An 18033-nucleotide genomic window follows, 5' to 3' on the forward strand; every position below is an offset into this window, starting at 1 on the left:
CCGTCCGGTGGTTCCCTCCAACCGCAGAAGGGGGGACAGCCCTACCCTCCCTGATGCGGGCCCCCTACACGCAAAGGGCGTTGACCTCGAGGTCGGGGCGCGGTCGAAGCGCAGAACGTTGCCTATGTCACACCTTGGTGGGGATCTTGAATTGACCCGTACCCATCAGTCAGGGTTTTGTCAGAACCGGAGTGGCCCCAACACTCTCCGGATCTGCCGCACTTGAGGGATCGGACGCGATCCGGGGTGCGGATTCCCCCCACAACCGCACGAGGAGGAACCCTCGTCATGGCAGTTCACAAGCAGCGCAACGCGCGTCGACTCGGTCTGGCCATAGCCGCCGCGACCGCCGTCACCGCCGGTGTCTTCGTGGCCGTCCCGGCCGGCGCCACCACCGCCCAGCCCGCCGAGGGCACCGTCTACGGCACCCAGGCGAAGAACGCCGTCGACGGCAGCTACATCGTCATGCTCAAGGGCGGCAAGAGCATCAAGGCCGCCTCGGAGGGCAAGGACCTCGCCGAGCAGTACGGCGGCAAGCTGCGCCGCAGCTACGACTCCGCCATCAACGGCTTCTCGGCCGGCGGGCTGTCCGACACCGAGGCCAAGCGGCTGGCCGCCGACCCGTCGGTCGCCAAGGTGGTCCAGAACCACCGCTACACCATCAAGGGCACCCAGGAGGACCCGCCGTCGTGGGGCCTGGACCGGATCGACCAGGAAGACACCCAGGGCGACAAGAAGTACACCTACCCCGACAACGCGGGTGAGGGCGCCACCGCGTATGTCATCGACACCGGTGTCCGCACCAGCCACAAGGACTTCGAGGGCCGCGCCACGTCCGGCTTCGACGCGGTCGACAACGACGACAGCGCCGACGACGGCAACGGCCACGGCACCCATGTGGCCGGCACCATCGCCGGTGCCGAGCACGGCGTCGCCAAGAAGGCCAAGATCGTCGCGGTGCGTGTGCTGGACGACCAGGGCTCCGGCACCACCGAGCAGGTCGTCGCGGGCATCGACTGGGTCACCGAGAACCACGAGGGCCCGTCCGTCGCCAACATGAGCCTGGGCGGCACCCCCGACGAGGCCCTCGACGCGGCCGTGCAGAAGGCCATCGACTCCGGTGTCACCTTCGGCGTGGCGGCGGGCAACGAGTCCGCCGACGCCAGCCAGAGCTCTCCCGCCCGGGTGAAGGACGCGATCACGGTCGCCTCCAGCACCGACAAGGACGAGCAGTCCGACTTCTCCAACTACGGCGACGTGGTGGACATCTACGCCCCCGGCTCGGACATCACCTCCGACTGGAACACCGGCGACGACGCCACCAACACCATCTCCGGCACATCGATGGCCACCCCGCACGTCGTGGGCGCCGCCGCCGTCTACCTCGGCGGCCACCAGGACGCCAAGCCGGCCGACGTGTCGAAGGCCCTCACGGACGGCGCCACCGCCGACAAGATCTCCAACCCGGGCGACGGCACGCCGAACAAGCTGCTGAAGGTCGTCGAGTAAGGCCCCAACGGGCGATCCGACGGGTGAAGTGATCGGTCCCAGGGGCGCAGCCGGGTGGCGAGACCAACCGGCTGCGCCCTTTGGCGGTCGCCCCACCCAATGCCACGCTGAGCGGCATGAACCTCACGGACGGATACACATCGGCAGCGGTCGAGAACGCCCCGGTGAAGGAGCTCTTCCCGGGCATCCGCCTGCGCCCCCTGTGGACCGGTGACAACGGCGCGAAGGCGCATGTCCTGGAGATGGACCCCGGCACCTCATGGGAGGGCCTGGACGTCCATGAACCGGGCCCCGAGGAGGTGTTCGTGGTCTCCGGCACCTTCAACGACGGCGCCCACGACTACCCCGCCGGCACCTTCATCCACGCCCCCGCCGGCTCCTCCCACATCCCCCGGACCACCACGGGCTGCACGCTCTTCGTGTTCTACCCGGAGGGTTAGGGCTGGGCGTCAGCCCTCCAGCTCGCGGCGCACGACGTCGAGATCCAGGTCAACGGTGAATTCTCCGGCGACGTCGACGGATGCCTTGCCCGTGATGGTGGCAGCCTCGCGGTAGGTGCCTCCGTCCAGCTCGTGCACCACCACGCACAGATCTGGTTCCATCTCGACCCGCCAATAGGCGGGTACCTTCGCTTGTGCGTAGAGTGCCGGCTTGAGGATGCGGTCGGCGGCTCGGTTGAACGGCGACACGATTTCACCCAGAAGCAGGGCCGCGTCGAGGGGCGCGGCCAGTGTGCCGCGTGGAACGGCGGCGCGGTCGACGACAGCGATATCGGGGATGAACAGTCTCGATTCTCCCGTTACGTTGACCGCCTCGCCGGAGCGGAACCGTGCGCCGGACCGGGCCAGAGCGGCCTTGATCTGACTGTGCAATTCGGAAGACACGGTCTGGTGGTCCCAGTCGGGAGCAGGGGACATCATGAGGACACCGTCCACGAGTTCGAAGCGGGCGCGTGCCGGATGCTCCGGGAGTGCAAGGACGTCCTCGACCGTCCAGGGGCCTTCGTGATCGTCGACTCGCGTCTCAGCGACGCTCATGATCGCCACCACCGCCTCCTCGTGTGTTCCCTGGCTCCAGCATGGCACGCAGCTCTGACACCCGCCGACGCTTCCAGCCCGAGTCGTAAGGCGGCGGCCATAAGATGCGAATATCACCCACAGGAGTGAACCGAACACTCAGCGATGACGAGCGCGTCCCGCTACGGCGCCACCTGGACCGTGTCGCCCACCGCGCGTTCGCCCGTCGCGTCGGAGGTGACGTTGGCGAGCTTGCCGTTCACGGCCATGGCGGTGGAGCCGCCGCCGTCCAGGTTGAGGGCCTGCACGGCGCCCAGGGAGCGCATGAAGCGGGCGGCCTCCTCCAGGGTGAAGCCCTCGCTGACGCCGGGCTGCCGGCCGTCCACCGTGGCCAGGATGAGTCGCCCCTTCGCGTCGAGCCCGGCCATCGTGCGGGGCTGGCGGACGTTCGACCACGCGTAGCCGAAGGAGAGGTTCTTCGGGTCGAGGGTGCCCTCGGTGGCGGCGTCGATGGCGATGCGGCCGTCCTTCACCAGGGTGGGGGCGGCGCTGACGATGCTGTCGTCGGAGTCGAGCCGGACCCGGCGGCCGGTGGTGTCCCGGACGACCTCCTCCAGTGCGATCCGCTCGCCCTGCCGGGCGTGGGCCGTCAGCCAGTCGGACGCGGCGCCGATGCCCTGGAGCACGGAGCCCCCGGCCGGGACCGTGCCGCCGCGCGCGCCGGTGGAGACCACCCGGCCGTCGGCGTCGAGCACCACCTGGGTCCCGGGCCCGGTGGGCAGCGCGGCGCGGAACCTCGGGGTGAACTTCACCAGGTCGTCGGCCTCGGAGCAGGTCAGGTCCTGCCGGGGCAGCTCGGTGGGAGTGGCCCCGGGGCGGCCGCAGTTGCGCACCTTGCCGGGCACCCGGTTGATGCCCTGCACCGCATACGTGGACGAGCCCGCCCGCGCGGTGACCGTGCTGGTCAGATCGGCGATCCGGGCGTGCCGACCGCCGTCCGCGAGGATCAGCGCGGCCCGTGAACCGACGGCCATCGACTCCAACTCGCCGTCGTACGCCGCGATTCCGGCCATCGTGCCCTGGACGCCGTCGGCGTCGGAGGTGACGAAGAAGCCACCGTTGACGGCGACCAGGGAGTGGCGCTTCGCGGCGACCGACGAGGTCGTCTCGCGGTCCGCCACGCTGCTGTCATGCGTGGCCGCCACGCTGCCGGTGAACCGGGCCGGGTCGATCACCGCCACATGCACGCTCTCCCGGTCGGCGGGCCGCTGCCCGTCGTAGCCGGTCCACTCCGCCACCGTCGTGAACCCGGCCGCGGCGACCTTCTCGCGTGCGCCCTGCGCCTCGCCGGAGGTGCCGTACGAGCCCATCCGCACCCGCCACCCCATGGTGCCGTGCGGGGTGTCCGCGTAGGCGGGCCACGCCACTCGCTCGACCCGTGGCTCGAACCCGGCGTCGCGCAGCCGCCCCGCCGTGGCGTCCGCCCAGGACCGGTCGCCCAGCGGTGCGGCACCGGGCCCCTGCACGGTGACCGTCCAGCTCGGCTTGGCGTCCGCGTCCCGGAGAACCCCGGTCCGTACCTGCACTCCCGGGGCCACCGCCTCCGTCGTCCAGGATCCGGTGTCCGGTGCCGCCTGCGCCGACGGATGGATGGCCGCCAGTACGACGGCGGCCCCCAGTGCGGCCCCCATCCGGGTGCCCGGGCCTCGGCGGACGGTGCTCTGTTCGTTGCGCATGCCCGGAAGTCCAGCGCCGCCCGGGGGCCGGGCCGACACACACGGAGGGCGGTCCGCGGAACGTACGGTGAACGGGCGGGGGAATAGTCCGCGCGCGGCCGAGGTTCGGAAGCGGCACGAGTGGTGATGGCGACATCCGCGACGATGACAACCGAGGAGTACTCGTGCCGACCGAGAAGAACGCGCCCCAGGGGACCGTTGCCGAAGGCTTCGAATCCGTACGGCGGGAATTCGGCGCCGTCGCGGCGGACGAAGGCGGTGATTACGCCGCCCAGTTAGTGGCGTACGTCGACGGTGAGCGGGTCGTGGACCTGTGGACCGGGCCGGAGATCACGGCGGACTCCCTGACCGGGGTCTTCTCCTCCACCAAGGGCGCGGCCCACCTGGTGGTGGCCCTGCTGGTCCAGGACGGCACCCTGGAGCTGGACCAGCGGGTGAGCCACTACTGGCCGGAGTTCGGGGTCGAGGGGAAACAGGACATCACGCTGCGCGATGTGCTGTCCCACCGGGCCGGAGTGGTCGGCGCCGACGCCGGTTTCCTCCTGGAGGAGCTCGCCGACGACCGTGTCATCGCCGAGCGCCTGGCCTCCCAGGCCCCGTACTGGCGACCGGGTACCGCCTTCGGCTATCACGCCCTGGCCATCGGGGCGCTCACCGGCGAGGTGGTCCGGCGCGTCACCGGCCGGAGCATCCAGGAGCTGTTCGAGGCCCGGGTCCGCTCCCGCCACGACCTCGACTTCTACCTGGGGCTGCCCGAGGAGCACGAACCACGCTTCCTCAGCACGCTGCCCATGCTCCCCACCCCCGCGCAGCAGGCCGAACTCGACGCCGCCGCGACCGGTCCGCTGAGCCTGACCGGCATCGCCTTCAACCGCAACCACCCGCAGGCGGTCGACGTGGGGGAGCTGTCCAACCTCCGCGTCGTACGCGCCAAGGGCCCCGCCTCGTTCGGCGGCGTCGCTTCGGCGCGTGGCCTGGCCGGGATGTACGCGGCCGCGATCAGCGAACTCGACGGCAAGGCACCGCTCCTCAAGCCGGACACGGCCGCCGCCTTCGCGCAGATCCACTCGATCGGCTACGACGTCGTATCGCGCGCCCACAAAGCCTTCGGCCTCGGCTTCCAGGCGCTGTGCGACATCTACCCCGTCCTCGGCGCAGGCGCCTTCGGGCACAGCGGCGCCGCCGGCTCCCAAGCCTTCGCCGACCCCCGCACCGGCCTGGCCTACGGCTACAACCGCCGCCGCTTCGCCTATCCGGGCGGCGCGGCCCCGGAGAACGAACGCCTGATCCGCGCGGTGCACGCGGCGGCCACGGCGGTGGCCGGCTAGCGCCTCTACCGCGCGAGGTCGTCGAGCGCGCCCGCCTTGACGGCGCGTATGAAGGTTCTGAGTCGGCCCGGTGTGGTGGTGAGGATATCGGCGGGGGCGTCGCTCTCCCGAAGTTGTATCTCGCCGTCGACGGGGAGGAGTTCCACGCAATGGTTGTCCTCCCCGTTTCCGGAGAACGAAGACTTGCGCCACTTGGCCGGGCTCGACATGGTTACCTCTCTCATATTTCTTGCGCGATGCGGTGGATGAAATCCCGCGACGCCCCTACCGCGAGGGAAGAAGCCTCGGCCTTGTCCAGTAGCGCGCGGTATCTCGTGAGCTCTGATTCCGCGTCCATCCAGAACGAGCCGTGCATGGCATCGATCTGCGCGGTATCCAGCTGGGGAACGGGCCCGCCGACGTAGAGCATGGAGTTTCCGGCTCCGCCGAAGCCGTCCACGTCAAAAGGGATCACCCTGACGGTGACGTTCGGGCGCTCCGACTGTTCCAGGATGAAGGCGAGCTGCTCGCGTGCGACCTTCCGGTCGGCTACGCGTGTGCGCAGGACACTTTCGTGAATCAACGCCGAGAACGCGATCGCCGAGTCCTGGGACAACACTTCCCGCCGCCGTACGCGGAAGGAGACCAGCGCGTCGAGATGCTGTGGCGGCAGCGGAGGAACGGCGTAGGCCATGAGCGCCCGGATGTAGGTCTCGGTCTGCAGGAGTCCCGGAACGTAGGAGGCTTGAAGCATGCGCATGTGGGTTGCGTGGTGCTCCAACTCGGCGAGGTCCAGTGCGCCATGCGCGAGGAGGCCCCGGTACTCCTCCCACCACCCCTTGCCGCGCTCACCGGCCATGGCGACCAGTGCGTCGAGCAGCGCGGTGTCGAAGCAAGCGTATTGAGAGGCCATATAGCGCAGTCGCGCCTCGCTGATACCGGCCTTGCCCGCTTCGACCTGACTCATCTGGATGGGGTTCGTACCGATCAGCTCGGCCGCCCGGCGGGCGGTCACACCAGCCGCGTCGCGCATCTTGCGCAGCTCAGTACCGAGTCGGCGCTGTCGTGCTGTGGGCTGACTTCTCGGCATGCTCTCTTCCCCTCCAGGCTGTTCGGCAGTCTGCCGTGCGCCACGACGCAGGTCCAACGCCCCGTAGCTGCGAGCGGTTGTGTCAGCATAACCTTATGCTCTACCGTGAGTGATGCGCTCATCACGCAGCGGTGAGCAGCAGCCGAAGCCTACTGCGCCCGTGGAGGCCCAGATGGAGACACCGCACTCCCCAGAACTCTTCGACAAGGAACTCTGCGACCTCGTCCTCGCCATCGCGCCCAGAATCTTCGCCGTCGTCCAGGAGTGCGAGGTGCGGCCCGGCCTGAAGGACGGGTGTGTCGCGGCGTGGGGGATGGCCTTCGGTGAGGGTCCCGTCCACGTCACCACGGCCGACGGCACCGGCCAGATGGTCCTCAACTCGCCGGAGCGGGCGCTTCGATGGTTCACGCGAGGCGGCGGTGAGGACGGCGTGACGGCGAGGCTGGTGTGGCTCAGCCGGTCCGGAGGCGCCACTTTCGATCGCGCCGAAGCCGCTTGAGCATCGATAGTCTGCGCAGAAGTACTTGCTCCGGTCCGTAGGAGGGCACAGACATGTACGTAACGGACTTGGAGCTGTCCGGGGTCCGAGGGTTCCACGGTCACCGGGCGGCCCGGCTGCGATTCCCGCGGCGTGAGGATGGCAGTTACGCGGGCTGGACCGTGCTGGCCGGGCGTAACGGCTCGGGCAAGTCGACGGTGCTGCAAGCCCTCGCGTTGGTTCTGCAGGGCCCCGCCGTCACCCATGCGTTGCTCAAGGACGCCGGTGACTGGATGACGCGAGGGGCGCGTAAGGCGGTCGTCGAGGCGTCGGTGGTCGGGCCGGAACACGTGGACGCGCGGTGGGTCAACGCGGATGACTTGCCCCACGACTGGTTTCCGGAGACCGGAAGCGTCCGCATGGTCTGGGAGCGGATGGCGAAGTGGGGCGAGAGCCATGTCCGGTTGCGGCGCCCGTCCACGACGAACGCTTTCGAGCTTCAACGCAGGGCCGAGTCCGGACCGTGGCAGGAGACTCCGCAGGGGTGGCTGGTCCTCGGGTACGGTCCGTACCGCCGACTCGATGGTGGGCGGTCGGCTGCCGGATTCGAGCGTGTCGACCGGCTGGCAACGCTCTTCGACGAGAACGTCTGCCTGGCCGAGGGCGTCACCTGGCTGATCGACCAGCACCTGCGTGGCCTTGAGGGACGTCCCGGTGCCGTTGAGCTGGTGGACACGGTGAAGCTGCTGCTCGGGGATGGACTGCTGCCCGATGATCACGAGGTGACCGGAGTCGACTCCGACGGCCTCTGGGTGAACACGCCGCGCGGTGTTCTGGCCCTGCGCGGCATGAGTGACGGCTACCGCTCCGTGACCGCACTCGTCGTGGACCTGGTGCGACATCTGCATGGCGCCTACGGGGAACTCCGGGTCGAGGAGCGTGGCGGACACCCCGTCATCCCCATGCCGGGCGTCGTACTCATAGACGAAGTCGACGCTCACCTGCACGTCAGCTGGCAGAAGAGGATCGGCCAGTGGATGAAGCAGCACTTTCCCGAGATCCAGTTCATCGTCACGACCCACAGCCCCTACATCTGCCAGTCAGCCGACCCCGGCGGACTGATCCGGCTGGCCGCCCCCACTGAGGAGCGGCCGCCCGAGGTGGCCGACGATGAGCTGTATCAGCGTGTGGTGTACGGCAGCGGGGATGACGCGATTCTCTCCGACCTCTTCGGGGTGGACTCGCCGTACTCCGAGCGGGCGGACGAGCTTCGGCGACGGCTGGCAGCCATGGAGTTTCGGGTGCTGGATGACCAGGCGACCGAGGCGGAACTGGCCGAGTACCGGCGGCTGAGCGCCCAGTTGAACAGCTCGTTGTCGGCGCGGGTGAGCGAAGTGACCGCCTATCTGGGGCGTGACGAGTGATCCGGCTGGAACGATCACCACTCGACGGCCAAACGGTGAAACTGCTCGCACAGGCGCAGGCTCGATTACCCGAGTTCGGTCTCACCGAGAAGGTGGCCCGGAACGCCTGGAACGCGGCCGACGGCACCCGCGCCCGCGTCGCCACGGCCCTCCGTACGATGGCCAGTGGCATCGAGCGCTGTATGTACTGCTCGGAGAGTCTCGGCACCGCGATCGACCACTTCGAACCCCTGCGCCTCGCGCCCCATCGGGTGTTCGACTGGTACAACCACCTCCTCGCGTGCTCCTTCTGCAACTCGCACGCGAAGGGCGGCACCTTCCCCAAAGACACTGCCACCGGGGAACCACTGATCATCGACCCCACGGCGGACGAACCCGCACGCCATCTCCGGCTGTCCCTCACCAGTGGTGAGTACCACTGTCTGACCCCGCGGGGCTGCGCCACCATCGATGTCTTTCAGCTCAACCGGGGTCCGTTACGCAAAGGGCGACTGGACGCTGTCGGGCAGTGCCTCGACACCTTGGCGGGCTGCGCCGCACTCCTGGCGGCGGACGACACGGCCGGTGCGCAGAAGCGCATGCTGAGACTGCGACGTCAGCCCCTCGCCGACGTTCTGCAAGAGCTTCGGCGCATCGCGGACCGGCCCTCGGCAGCCGTGATCCTCGGGGATGAGGCTGCCGTCGAGGCACTGCGTGCGTTGTACGGACAGCCGGTAGCCAAGCCGGTGTTCATTCCTCAGCAGACTTCGCGGCACCAGCCCGACTGCCGGTCCTGGAAGTCCGCCTCGGCGGAGGGTTAGACGCCACTTCCCGCAAGCTCATGCTTGGGCCGAGGAGGGCCGCGGTCGCCCGACTACTGGTGCTTGCGGGCTACGACAGCAGGTGGTCGAGGCAGAGGTTCAGCCCGGCCTCCAGATGTTCCGCGGAGCCGGTGGAGAGCAGGACGGTGACGCCGCCCTGGATCGTGGCGATCACCGCCGCGGCCGTGCGGTCGGCGTCGAGTGCCGGGTTGGCCTCGCCGGTCGCCTGGGTGGCCTCGATACCGGCTCGGACGCACTCCTGCCACCGCCGCACCAGTTGCGCCGACACGGCCTGCGCGGCCGGGCTGTACCGGCCCACATCGGCGATCAGCACCCCGAGCGGGCAGTACAGCCCCTGGTCGCGGTAGCGCTTGACGATGAGGTCGCGCCACGCCTCCCAGGCCGCGCGTGAGGTGAGTTCGTTCAGGTACGGCTGCTGGTCCTCGAATACCCGCTCGGCTTCAAGTTCGGCGACCGCGAGCAGAAGCTGTTCCCGGCCTTCCGGGAAGTAATAGAACATCTGCCCTTTGCCGGTGGCGCTGCGCCGGCACACGTCGTCGAGCGTGGTGGCGTTCGTGCCGCGTTCCCGGATCTCGGCCGCGGCGGCCTCGACAATGCGCAGGCGGGTCGCGGCGCCTTTCCTCATGACCGTCACCGGCCAAAGTGTACTTGTGGGTACATTTTTTGGTACATACCTTCGGCCGCATGAGAGCGATAGTCATCAACGAAGCAGGGGGACCGGAAGTGCTGCGGCTGCGGGAGCGGCCGGCACCTCGTCCGGGCCCGGGAGAAGTCCTGGTGGACGTCCGCGTGGCGGGGGTGAACTTCTTCGACACCGCCATCCGCAGGCAGGCCCTGGCCGAGGTACCGGGCGCGGAAGGCGTCGGAGTGGTGGCGGAGACGGGCGAGGGTGTGCACGGGTTCGCCCCGGGGGACCGTGTCGCGTGGTTGACGGTCGACAACCTCGGCGGCTATGCCGAGCAGATCGTGCTCCCGGCGAGCGGTTTCGTCCCGGTGCCCGACGCCGTCGACGACGAGACGGCCGCGGGCTTGCTCGTGCAGGGGCTGAGCGCGCACCACTTCGCCACCGTGTCCCACCCGGTGCGGCCGGGGGACATCGCGCTCGTGCACGCGGCCGCCGGCGGGGTCGGGATGATGCTCACCCAGATCATCAAGGCCCGCGGCGGCACCGTGATCGGCCTGGTGTCGCGACCGGAGAAGGTCAGGTTCGCCGCCGACGCGGGCGCCGACCACGTCCTGGTCTCCTCCGGTGACGCGTTCCTCGAGCCGGTGCGCGAGCTGACCGGCGGCGAGGGTGTGCATGTGGTCTTCGACGGTGCGGGCGCGACCACGTTCGCCGCATCGCTGCGGGTACTGCGCACGCACGGCACGCTGGTGTTCTACGGGCCGCTGATCGGGGACGTGCCGACCATCGCGATGAACGAGATCCCCCGCAGCACCCGCCTCACCTACGCCGTGACCGAGGACCATGTCCGCACCCCCGAGGAACTCGCGGCGCGTGCGGCCGAGTTGTTCGCGCTCGTCGAGCGAGGCGAACTGGTCGTCCGGATCGGCGGTCGGTACCCGCTGGCGGAGGCGGCGAGGGCTCACGCGGACATCGAGTCGCGTACGACCACCGGGAAGCTGCTGCTGCTCCCGTGACCGTTGGCCGTACGCGCGGTGTGCGACGAACTGCCCGAACATGGCAGGAGGAACGAGCGTAACACCGGGGCCAACAAGGGAATCGGCTTCGAGACGGCCAAACAGCTTCTGGCGCTGGGCCACGTTGTCTACATCGGCGCGCGTGATGTCGAGCGGGGCCGCGCCGGGTCGTTCTGGGCAGTGACCAATCCGGACCGGCCGGAGTTCAACTTGCCGCTGGCGCTCTACTCCGCCTCCAAGTCCGCGGCCACCATGCTGACGGTCCAGTACGCCAAGTCCCAGCCGGGCATCAAGTTCAACGCGGTCGAGCCCGGCACCACCGCGACCGACCTGACCGCGGCATTCGGAATCGGAAGGGCGCCGGAGGAGAGTGCCAGGGTCGTCGTGCGGTTGGCGACTCTCGACGCGGACGGCCCGAGCGGAACCTTCCAGGACGAAAACGGAGAAGTGCCCTGGTAGGCGTCTGGGCACGATCGGTCTTAGGCCGTCAGCAGGGCCGGGGGCGCCGTACGGGCCTCGTCGTAGCGGGTCAGCAGGAGGCGGGCCAGTTCCGGGGCGGGGCCCAGGACGGGGGCCAGGAGGTCCGCGTCCGCGGCCTCGGCGCCGCGGGCGATGCGGTCGGGGAGGCGGCCGGGGGCGATGACGTAGGGGGCCACGGCCACCCGGCGGACGCCGTCCGCGCGCAGGGCGCGGACGGCGTCCTCGGTGCGGGGAAGAGAGGCGGAGGCGAACGCGGGTCGCACGGCGCACCATCCGGTGTGCCGCCACTCCCGCGCGATTTCAGCGATCACCGCGATCGCCTCCGGGTCGGTGGACCCCGCCGAGGCCAGGACGACCCCGGTCGAGGAGCGGTCGGCGGGGCGCAGCCCCGCCTCGTACAGGCGGCGTTCCAGGGCGTCCACGAGCAGCGGGGACGGGCCCAGGACCTCGGCCTGGCGGACGGAGAGGCGGGGGTGGCGGGCCGTGGCCTCGCGCAGCACCGCCGGGATGTCGGTCTTCGCGTGGAAGGCGCGGGTCAGCAGCAGCGGGAGGGCGATCACCTCGGTGGCGTCCTCCGCGGCGAGGCGGGCCAGCACCTGCGGTACGCGCGGCGCGTTGAACTCCAGGAACGCCGCCTCCACCCGCAGCCCCGGCCGCAGCGACCGCACCCGCGCGCGCAGCGCGTCGACGGTCGCCGCATGGCGGGGGTCGCGGCTGCCGTGGGCGATGATCAGCAGGGTCGGGGCAGACATGGTGATGGCTTTCCGTGGCCTTCCGTTCGGTGGCTTCCGCTCAGTGGTCTTCGGTCGGTTGTCTGCGGTCAGTGGTCTTCGGCCAGCGGTCTTCGTTCAGTGAGTTTCGTTCAGTGGTCTTCGGTCAGCGCGCGCTCGCCAGCAGGCCGCGGCTGCGCAGCACTCGGCGCTCGATCGGGGCGAAGATCAGCAGCTCGATGGCGATGCCGACCACGAGGATCAGGAGGATGCCGAGGAGGACCCCCGCCATATCGGAGTTGTTGCGCTGGTTCTCCAGGTACTGGCCAAGACCCAGGCCCAGGTCCGGGGACTTGGCGATGATCTCGGCGGCCATCAGCGAGCGCCAGGAGAAGGCCCAGCCCTGCTTGAGCCCGGCGACGTAACCGGGCAGCGCGGCGGGCAGCAGGATGTGCCGGGCGCTGACCAGGCCGCGGGCGCCGAGGGTGCGTCCGGCGCGGAGGAACAGCGGGGGCACCTGGTCGATGCCGGCCACCAGCCCGTTGGCGATGGAGGGGACCGCGCCCAGCAGGATGACGGTGTACATCATCTGGTCGTTCAGGCCCAGCCAGATCACCGCGGGCGGCACCCAGGCGACCGACGGCAGCGACTGCAGCCCGGACAGGATCGGGCCGAGCCCGGCGCGGATGAACTTCACCCGGGCGACGACCAGACCCAGCGGGGTCGCGATGGCCAGCGCGATGAGGAAGCCGAACAGACCGCGCGAGACGCTGGTCCAGATGATGTCGAGCAGCTCGCCCTGGAGCCACAGCTGGCGCAGCGAGTCCCAGACCAGCCCCGGGTCGGGGAGCTTGTAGTCGGGGGTGACCTTCGCGACGACGAGCACCTTCCACAGGGCCAGGACGAAGGCGACGGCCACGATGGGCGGCAGCACCTTCTGGACCAGCACCTCGACCGGTGAGACCCGCTTGATCTGCACCGCGTCCAGGGCGTCCAGACCGGCCTCCAGGCCCGCCAGGTCCTGCCCCGGACCCGCCTTGCCCGTGGACTTCTCCGTGGACTTCTCCGTGGAGTTCTCCGCGGACTTGGCCGTGGACTTCTCCATGGGCTGCTTCCCGCCGTCGGCTTCCTCGATCGCGGTGCCGCGGGTGGTCTTACTGCTGGCCATGGCGGCGGATCTCCCCACGCAGTTCTTCGGTGATCTCAACGGACAGGTCGGCGACGGCCGCGTCCTCGATGCGGCGCGGCTGCGGCATGTCCACCGACCACTCGCGGACGACCCGCCCCGGCCGGGAGGACAGCAGCACCACGCGCTCGGCCAGCCGGACGGCCTCGCGGACGTTGTGGGTCACGAACAGCACCGAGACGCCGGTCTCGCTCCAGATCCGGGTCAGCTCCTCGTGCAGCACATCGCGGGTGATGGCGTCGAGCGCGGCGAACGGCTCGTCCATCAGCAGCACGCTGGAGTCCTGCGCCAGCGCGCGGGCCAGCGCCACGCGCTGCCGCATCCCGCCGGAGAGCTCGTGCACCCGCTTGCCGTAGGCGCCGCTGAGCCGCACCAGCTCCAGCAGCCGCTCGGCCCGCGGCCTGCGGTCGGCGCGCGGTACACCGCGCAGCCGCAGCGCCAGCTCGATGTTCTTCCCCGCGGTCAGCCACGGGAACAGGGCGTGCTCCTGGAACATCAGGGCCGGCCGGCCGCCGGGGACCTCGATGGCCCCCGAGGACGGCTTGTCCAGGTCGGCGATCAGATTGAGCAGTGTGGACTTGCCGCAGCCGGAAGCCCCCAGGATGCAGACGAACTCGCCGGGCCGCACCTGGAGGTTGATGTCCTCGAGCACGGGCTGGGCCGCGCCGGGACGGCCGAAGGCCTTGTGGACGCGGGTGATCGATACGGACCCGGCGGAGCCGGCGGGGCCGGGGGAGCCCGCCGTGGTGGTGCTCGCCCGGTCGTCCTTCTCGGTGGTCAGTGCCGGGGACATCCGGTCACCTCCTGATGGATGCGTACATGCGTGTACATGCGTACGGTGCGTACGGGACGGGCGGGCGCCTACTGGCTGCCGAGGCCCGCGGCGGAGACGGTCGGCTTGCCCTCGGCCTTGAGGACCTTGTTCAGCGGGCCCAGGTCGTAGATCCCCTTGAGATCGGGCTTCTCCAGAAGCCCCGCCTGGACCGCGTGGTCGGCCTCGGTGTTCAGCGTCGAGGCCAGGGGGTCGTCGGTGACCTGGATGGACTTCCACGCCGGGTCGATCACCTCGGCGGGCAGCGGCTTGCCGGTTTCTTCCTTGAGCGCCGCGTTGGCCGCGTTCTTCGCCTGCTCGGGGTTGGCCTTGATGAAGGCGTTGGTCTTCACCGAGCCGCGCAGCACGGCCTCGACGACCTTCGGATGCTCCTTGAGGAACGACTGCTTCACGATCAGGTTGGTGATGACGAACTTCTTGTCCGGCCACAGCGAGGACTCGTCCAGCAGCACCTTGCCGCCGTCGGCGACCAGCTTGGACGCGGTCGGCTCGGGCACCCACGCGCCGTCGATGGCACCGGACTTGTACGCGTCGGGTGTCACCTTGTTGTCGCTGCGGACCACCGACACATCGCCCTTGCCGCTCTGGGCGTCGACCTTCCAGCCCTTGCTCTTGACCCAGTTGAGGAACGCCACGTCCTGGGTGTTGCCCAGCTGCGGGGTGGCGATCTTCTTGCCCTTGACGTCGTTCAGCGTCTTGATCTTCTTCGGGTTGACCACGAGCTTGACACCGCCCGAGACCGACCCCGAGATGATCTTGAGGTTGGAGCCGTGGGACTTCACATAGCCGTTGATGGACGGCGACGGGCCGATCCAGCCCATGTCGATGGAGCCCGCGTTGAGCGCCTCGATCTCCGACGGCCCGGCGTTGAAGACGTACGGCGCGACCTTCGTGCCCTTGAGCTCCTGCTGGATCGGGCCGCCCTTGCGCAGCCCCACCAGCGCGGTGGCGTGGGTGAGGTTGGCGAAGTAGCCGACCTTCACCTTGTCCAGACCGTCGACCTTCGCACCGCCGGCCGCGGGGACCGCCGAGGATCCGGTGTCGTCGTTCTTCTTCTCCGAGCCGTAGCCGCAGGCGCCCAGCGCGCCCATCAACAAGGGGAGGACGGCCGCCGCCGCCAGGATCCGGGTGCGGCGGTGGGGGCGCGTGGCTGGTCGCGGAGCTATGGGGCGGACGGCAGACGACACGGGGGTGTTCCTCTCGACGGGCCGGGGCGGCGTCAGAGGACGCCCGGCGGTTCAGACGGCTTTCGGCGGCGGTGCTGGTGGACAGGGGCGGACTGCGGCATCAGCGCACACATCGTCCGACCCCGCCCTGCCCGCTGCCGAGCGCCCCGCTGCCCACGCGGCCGCCCTCCTTGGCGAATGTCGAGAACACCTCACCGGCCATCGTCAGAATTCCCATCCCTCGTCGTCCCGCGCGGCCTCGGCACCCTTGGCCGGTGCCGCGAAGGAGTCGCCCGCCATCGCGGCGGTGAGCGTGGTGCCGTCGGCCGGGTCGATCAGCAGGAAGGAGCCCGTGCGGCGCGAGGCGTCGTACGCGTCCAGCGCCAGCGGCTCGGAGGTACGCAGCACGACCCGGCCGATGTCATTGGCGGCCAGCTCACCCGGCGCCGGGTGGTGCGACAGATCGGCCAGCGTCAGCCGCGACGGGATGTCCTTGATGATCGCCTTCACCGTGCGGGTGGTGTGCTTGAGCAGCACCCGGTCGCCCACCCGCAGCGGACGGTCGTGCAGATGGCAGACGGTGGCCTCGACGTCCCGCGTGGTCTCGGGCGCGTGGTCGCTCGGCGCGAGCAGATCCCCGCGCGAGATGTCCAGGTCGTCGGCGAGGGTGAGGGTCACCGACTGCGGGGCCCACGCCACGTCCACCATCGCGCCCAGCGCGTCGATCCCGGTGATGGTGGATGTCCGGCCGGACGGCAGCACGGTGACGGCGTCGCCGACGCGCAGCACACCGGAGGCGATCTGGCCCGCGTAGCCGCGGTAGTCGGGGTGCTCGGCGGTCTGCGGACGGATCACGTACTGCACCGGGAAACGCGCCGGGTCCTGGGACGGGTCGGTGCCCACCGGCACGGTCTCCAGGTGCTCCAGCACGGTCGGGCCGCCGTACCAGTCCATGTTCGCCGACGCGGTCACCACATTGTCCCCGGCCAGCGCCGAGATCGGGATGGCGGTACACCGGTTTTCCTGGGGGTTCCCCCCAGACCCCCAGGCGGGGACGCCCAGCGAGGCCGCGTAGGTCGTGAACTCCTCGGCGATGGCCGCGAAGACCGGCTCCGCGTAGTCCACCAGGTCCATCTTGTTGACGGCGAGGACCACATGCGGGACCCGCAGCAGGGCGGCGACCGCGGCATGCCGCCGGGTCTGCTCCACCACGCCGTTGCGCGCGTCCACCAGGACGACCGCGAGTTCGGCGGTGGAGGCGCCGGTGACCATGTTGCGGGTGTACTGCACATGGCCGGGGGTGTCGGCGAGGATAAACCGCCGCTTGGGCGTGGCGAAGTAGCGGTAGGCGACATCGATGGTGATGCCCTGCTCCCGCTCCGCCCGCAGCCCGTCCGTCAGCAGCGCCAGGTCCGGCGCCTCCTGGCCACGGCTGCGCGAGGCGTGCTCCACGGCCTCCAGCTGATCGGCCAGCACCGACTTGGAGTCGTGCAGCAGCCGCCCGACCAGCGTGGACTTACCGTCGTCGACCGAGCCCGCGGTGGCGAACCGCAGCTGTGAGGTGGCCGCGGACCGCTCCACGGCGGCCGCCGCGGCCTGCTCCTCGGACGTCAGATTGCTCGTCATCGTTAGAAATACCCCTCGCGCTTGCGGTCCTCCATCGCGGCCTCCGACAGTTTGTCGTCGGCGCGGGTCGCACCCCGCTCGGTCAGCCGGGAGGCGGCTATCTCATCGATGACCTGCTCGATGCTCACCGCGTCCGACTCCACGGCACCGGTGCAGGACATGTCGCCCACGGTGCGGTAGCGCACCATGCGCCGCTCCACGGTCTCGTCGTCCTTCGGACCGCCCCACTCACCGGGCGCCAGCCACATGCCGGCGCGCCGGAAGACCTCGCGCTCGTGCGCGTAGTAGATCTGCGGCAGGTCGATCTTCTCCCGGGCGATGTACTGCCATACGTCCAGCTCGGTCCAGTTGGACAGCGGGAAGACCCGGACGTGTTCACCGGGGGAGTGGCGGCCGTTGTAGAGCTGCCACAGCTCGGGGCGCTGCCGCCGCGGGTCCCAGCCGCCGAACTCGTCCCGGAGGGAGAACACCCGCTCCTTGGCGCGGGCCTTCTCCTCGTCCCGGCGGCCACCGCCGAAGACCGCGTCGAAGCGGTTCTTCTCGATGGCGTCCAGCAGCGGCACGGTCTGCAGCGGATTGCGGGTGCCGTCCGGGCGCTCGCGCAGCCGGCCGTCGTCGATGAACTCCTGGACCGAGGCCACGTGCAGCCGCAGCCCGTGCCGGGCGACGGTGGCGTCCCGATAGGCGATGACCTCGGGGAAGTTATGCCCGGTGTCCACGTGCAGCAGCGAGAACGGAACCGTCGCCGGGGCGAACGCCTTGAGCGCGAGATGCAGCATGACGATGGAGTCCTTGCCGCCGGAGAAAAGGATCACCGGCCGCTCGAACTCGCCCGCCACCTCGCGGAAGATGTGCACCGCCTCGGACTCCAACGCGTCCAGGTGCGCGAGCGCGTACAGGCCCGCGCCCTCGCCCGCGTTGATCGCCGTCACGGTCGTCATGCCGCGCCCCTTTCGTTCGCTCGGCTGCGGTAGTAGCTTCCCGTCATATCGGCAGGGATCGCCATGGGCC

General features: G+C 69.9%; 19 protein-coding genes. 8 read left to right on the top strand and 11 right to left on the bottom strand.

The features are described 5' to 3' along the window. Positions 1–288: 288 nt before the first annotated feature. Together JK364_RS22220 and JK364_RS22225 are read left to right on the top strand one after the other, a co-directional pair. Positions 289–1509, top strand: a complete 1221-nt coding sequence (locus JK364_RS22220; protein ID WP_201852884.1) for a S8 family peptidase — start codon at positions 289–291, stop codon at positions 1507–1509. A 116-nt stretch (positions 1510–1625) separates the two neighbouring features. Continuing rightward, a complete protein-coding gene (locus JK364_RS22225) occupies positions 1626–1949 on the top strand; it encodes a cupin domain-containing protein (protein ID WP_201852885.1) in 324 nt (107 codons plus the stop codon). 9 nt (positions 1950–1958) lie between these two features. Here JK364_RS22225 and JK364_RS22230 read toward each other — a convergent pair whose 3' ends face one another. Continuing rightward, positions 1959–2546 (bottom strand): Uma2 family endonuclease, encoded by a 588-nt coding sequence (locus JK364_RS22230; protein ID WP_037949494.1) that lies wholly within the window; start codon positions 2544–2546, stop codon positions 1959–1961. A gap of 161 nt (positions 2547–2707) precedes the next feature. Then, a complete protein-coding gene (locus JK364_RS22235) occupies positions 2708–4261 on the bottom strand; it encodes a phosphodiester glycosidase family protein (RefSeq protein WP_201852886.1) in 1554 nt (517 codons plus the stop codon). A gap of 164 nt (positions 4262–4425) precedes the next feature. Between JK364_RS22235 and JK364_RS22240 the strand changes: the two genes are divergently transcribed. Next, the gene (locus tag JK364_RS22240) at positions 4426–5589 is read left to right on the top strand and encodes a serine hydrolase domain-containing protein (protein ID WP_201852887.1); all 1164 of its coding nucleotides are present in this window, start codon (positions 4426–4428) and stop codon (positions 5587–5589) included. A 5-nt stretch (positions 5590–5594) separates the two neighbouring features. On the opposite strand, the gene JK364_RS22245 is transcribed toward JK364_RS22240, so the two are convergent. Together JK364_RS22245 and JK364_RS22250 are read right to left on the bottom strand one after the other, a co-directional pair. Further along, positions 5595–5813, bottom strand: a complete 219-nt coding sequence (locus JK364_RS22245) for a DUF397 domain-containing protein (RefSeq protein WP_307841352.1) — start codon at positions 5811–5813, stop codon at positions 5595–5597. Further along, the gene (locus tag JK364_RS22250; RefSeq protein ID WP_201852888.1) at positions 5810–6658 is read right to left on the bottom strand and encodes a helix-turn-helix domain-containing protein; all 849 of its coding nucleotides are present in this window, start codon (positions 6656–6658) and stop codon (positions 5810–5812) included. The genes JK364_RS22245 and JK364_RS22250 overlap by 4 nt, the downstream gene beginning before the upstream one ends. 172 nt (positions 6659–6830) lie before the next feature. Here JK364_RS22250 and JK364_RS22255 point away from each other — a divergent pair, with 172 nt between their 5' ends. From JK364_RS22255 to JK364_RS22265, 3 genes are read left to right on the top strand one after another with little or no spacing between them, the layout of a single operon-like run. Next, a complete protein-coding gene (locus tag JK364_RS22255) occupies positions 6831–7157 on the top strand; it encodes a hypothetical protein (protein WP_201852889.1) in 327 nt (108 codons plus the stop codon). Positions 7158–7210: 53 nt separating this feature from the next. Continuing rightward, the gene (locus JK364_RS22260; protein WP_201852890.1) at positions 7211–8560 is read left to right on the top strand and encodes an AAA family ATPase; all 1350 of its coding nucleotides are present in this window, start codon (positions 7211–7213) and stop codon (positions 8558–8560) included. A 35-nt stretch (positions 8561–8595) separates the two neighbouring features. Then, positions 8596–9360, top strand: coding sequence for an HNH endonuclease family protein (locus JK364_RS22265; RefSeq protein WP_201852891.1), 765 nt, complete (start codon positions 8596–8598; stop codon positions 9358–9360). Positions 9361–9430: 70 nt separating this feature from the next. On the opposite strand, the gene JK364_RS22270 is transcribed toward JK364_RS22265, so the two are convergent. Then, the gene (locus JK364_RS22270; RefSeq protein WP_201852933.1) at positions 9431–10006 is read right to left on the bottom strand and encodes a TetR/AcrR family transcriptional regulator; all 576 of its coding nucleotides are present in this window, start codon (positions 10004–10006) and stop codon (positions 9431–9433) included. Positions 10007–10065: 59 nt separating this feature from the next. Here JK364_RS22270 and JK364_RS22275 point away from each other — a divergent pair, with 59 nt between their 5' ends. Beyond that, positions 10066–11022, top strand: a complete 957-nt coding sequence (locus JK364_RS22275) for a quinone oxidoreductase family protein (RefSeq protein WP_201852892.1) — start codon at positions 10066–10068, stop codon at positions 11020–11022. Between the two features lie 18 nt (positions 11023–11040). Next, a complete protein-coding gene (locus tag JK364_RS22280; RefSeq protein WP_307841353.1) occupies positions 11041–11481 on the top strand; it encodes a Rossmann-fold NAD(P)-binding domain-containing protein in 441 nt (146 codons plus the stop codon). A gap of 20 nt (positions 11482–11501) precedes the next feature. On the opposite strand, the gene JK364_RS22285 is transcribed toward JK364_RS22280, so the two are convergent. From JK364_RS22285 to cysD, 6 genes are all read right to left on the bottom strand, one after another. Further along, the gene (locus JK364_RS22285; RefSeq protein ID WP_201852893.1) at positions 11502–12254 is read right to left on the bottom strand and encodes a sirohydrochlorin chelatase; all 753 of its coding nucleotides are present in this window, start codon (positions 12252–12254) and stop codon (positions 11502–11504) included. Positions 12255–12378: 124 nt separating this feature from the next. Beyond that, entirely contained in the window at positions 12379–13380 is a 1002-nt protein-coding gene (locus JK364_RS22290) for an ABC transporter permease (RefSeq protein ID WP_230992299.1), read from the bottom strand. Continuing rightward, complete coding sequence (locus JK364_RS22295; protein ID WP_201852894.1) at positions 13367–14191, bottom strand: ABC transporter ATP-binding protein; 825 nt, start codon at positions 14189–14191, stop codon at positions 13367–13369. Before JK364_RS22295 ends, JK364_RS22290 begins: the two co-directional genes overlap by 14 nt. 68 nt (positions 14192–14259) lie before the next feature. Further along, positions 14260–15417 (bottom strand): ABC transporter substrate-binding protein, encoded by a 1158-nt coding sequence (locus tag JK364_RS22300; RefSeq protein ID WP_307841354.1) that lies wholly within the window; start codon positions 15415–15417, stop codon positions 14260–14262. A 204-nt stretch (positions 15418–15621) separates the two neighbouring features. Further along, positions 15622–17022 (bottom strand): sulfate adenylyltransferase subunit 1, encoded by a 1401-nt coding sequence (locus JK364_RS22310; RefSeq protein ID WP_201852895.1) that lies wholly within the window; start codon positions 17020–17022, stop codon positions 15622–15624. 2 nt (positions 17023–17024) lie between these two features. Beyond that, positions 17025–17963 (bottom strand): sulfate adenylyltransferase subunit CysD, encoded by a 939-nt coding sequence (gene cysD / locus JK364_RS22315; protein WP_201852896.1) that lies wholly within the window; start codon positions 17961–17963, stop codon positions 17025–17027. Between the last annotated feature and the right edge of the window lie 70 nt (positions 17964–18033).

The organism is Streptomyces endocoffeicus, from assembly GCF_016741935.1.
Taxonomy (GTDB): domain Bacteria; phylum Actinomycetota; class Actinomycetes; order Streptomycetales; family Streptomycetaceae; genus Streptomyces; species Streptomyces endocoffeicus.

Coding starts and splice junctions, on each gene's coding strand:
- JK364_RS22230 (WP_037949494.1), bottom strand. CDS start 2,546: ATGAGCGTCGCTGAGACGCGAGTCGACGATCACGAAGGCCCCTGGACG.
- JK364_RS22235 (WP_201852886.1), bottom strand. CDS start 4,261: ATGCGCAACGAACAGAGCACCGTCCGCCGAGGCCCGGGCACCCGGATG.
- JK364_RS22250 (WP_201852888.1), bottom strand. CDS start 6,658: ATGCCGAGAAGTCAGCCCACAGCACGACAGCGCCGACTCGGTACTGAG.
- JK364_RS22310 (WP_201852895.1), bottom strand. CDS start 17,022: ATGACGAGCAATCTGACGTCCGAGGAGCAGGCCGCGGCGGCCGCCGTG.
- cysD (WP_201852896.1), bottom strand. CDS start 17,963: ATGACGACCGTGACGGCGATCAACGCGGGCGAGGGCGCGGGCCTGTAC.
- JK364_RS22260 (WP_201852890.1), top strand. CDS start 7,211: ATGTACGTAACGGACTTGGAGCTGTCCGGGGTCCGAGGGTTCCACGGT.
- JK364_RS22295 (WP_201852894.1), bottom strand. CDS start 14,191: ATGTCCCCGGCACTGACCACCGAGAAGGACGACCGGGCGAGCACCACC.
- JK364_RS22290 (WP_230992299.1), bottom strand. CDS start 13,380: ATGGCCAGCAGTAAGACCACCCGCGGCACCGCGATCGAGGAAGCCGAC.
- JK364_RS22225 (WP_201852885.1), top strand. CDS start 1,626: ATGAACCTCACGGACGGATACACATCGGCAGCGGTCGAGAACGCCCCG.
- JK364_RS22255 (WP_201852889.1), top strand. CDS start 6,831: ATGGAGACACCGCACTCCCCAGAACTCTTCGACAAGGAACTCTGCGAC.
- JK364_RS22285 (WP_201852893.1), bottom strand. CDS start 12,254: ATGTCTGCCCCGACCCTGCTGATCATCGCCCACGGCAGCCGCGACCCC.
- JK364_RS22220 (WP_201852884.1), top strand. CDS start 289: ATGGCAGTTCACAAGCAGCGCAACGCGCGTCGACTCGGTCTGGCCATA.
- JK364_RS22275 (WP_201852892.1), top strand. CDS start 10,066: ATGAGAGCGATAGTCATCAACGAAGCAGGGGGACCGGAAGTGCTGCGG.
- JK364_RS22245 (WP_307841352.1), bottom strand. CDS start 5,813: ATGAGAGAGGTAACCATGTCGAGCCCGGCCAAGTGGCGCAAGTCTTCG.
- JK364_RS22270 (WP_201852933.1), bottom strand. CDS start 10,006: ATGAGGAAAGGCGCCGCGACCCGCCTGCGCATTGTCGAGGCCGCCGCG.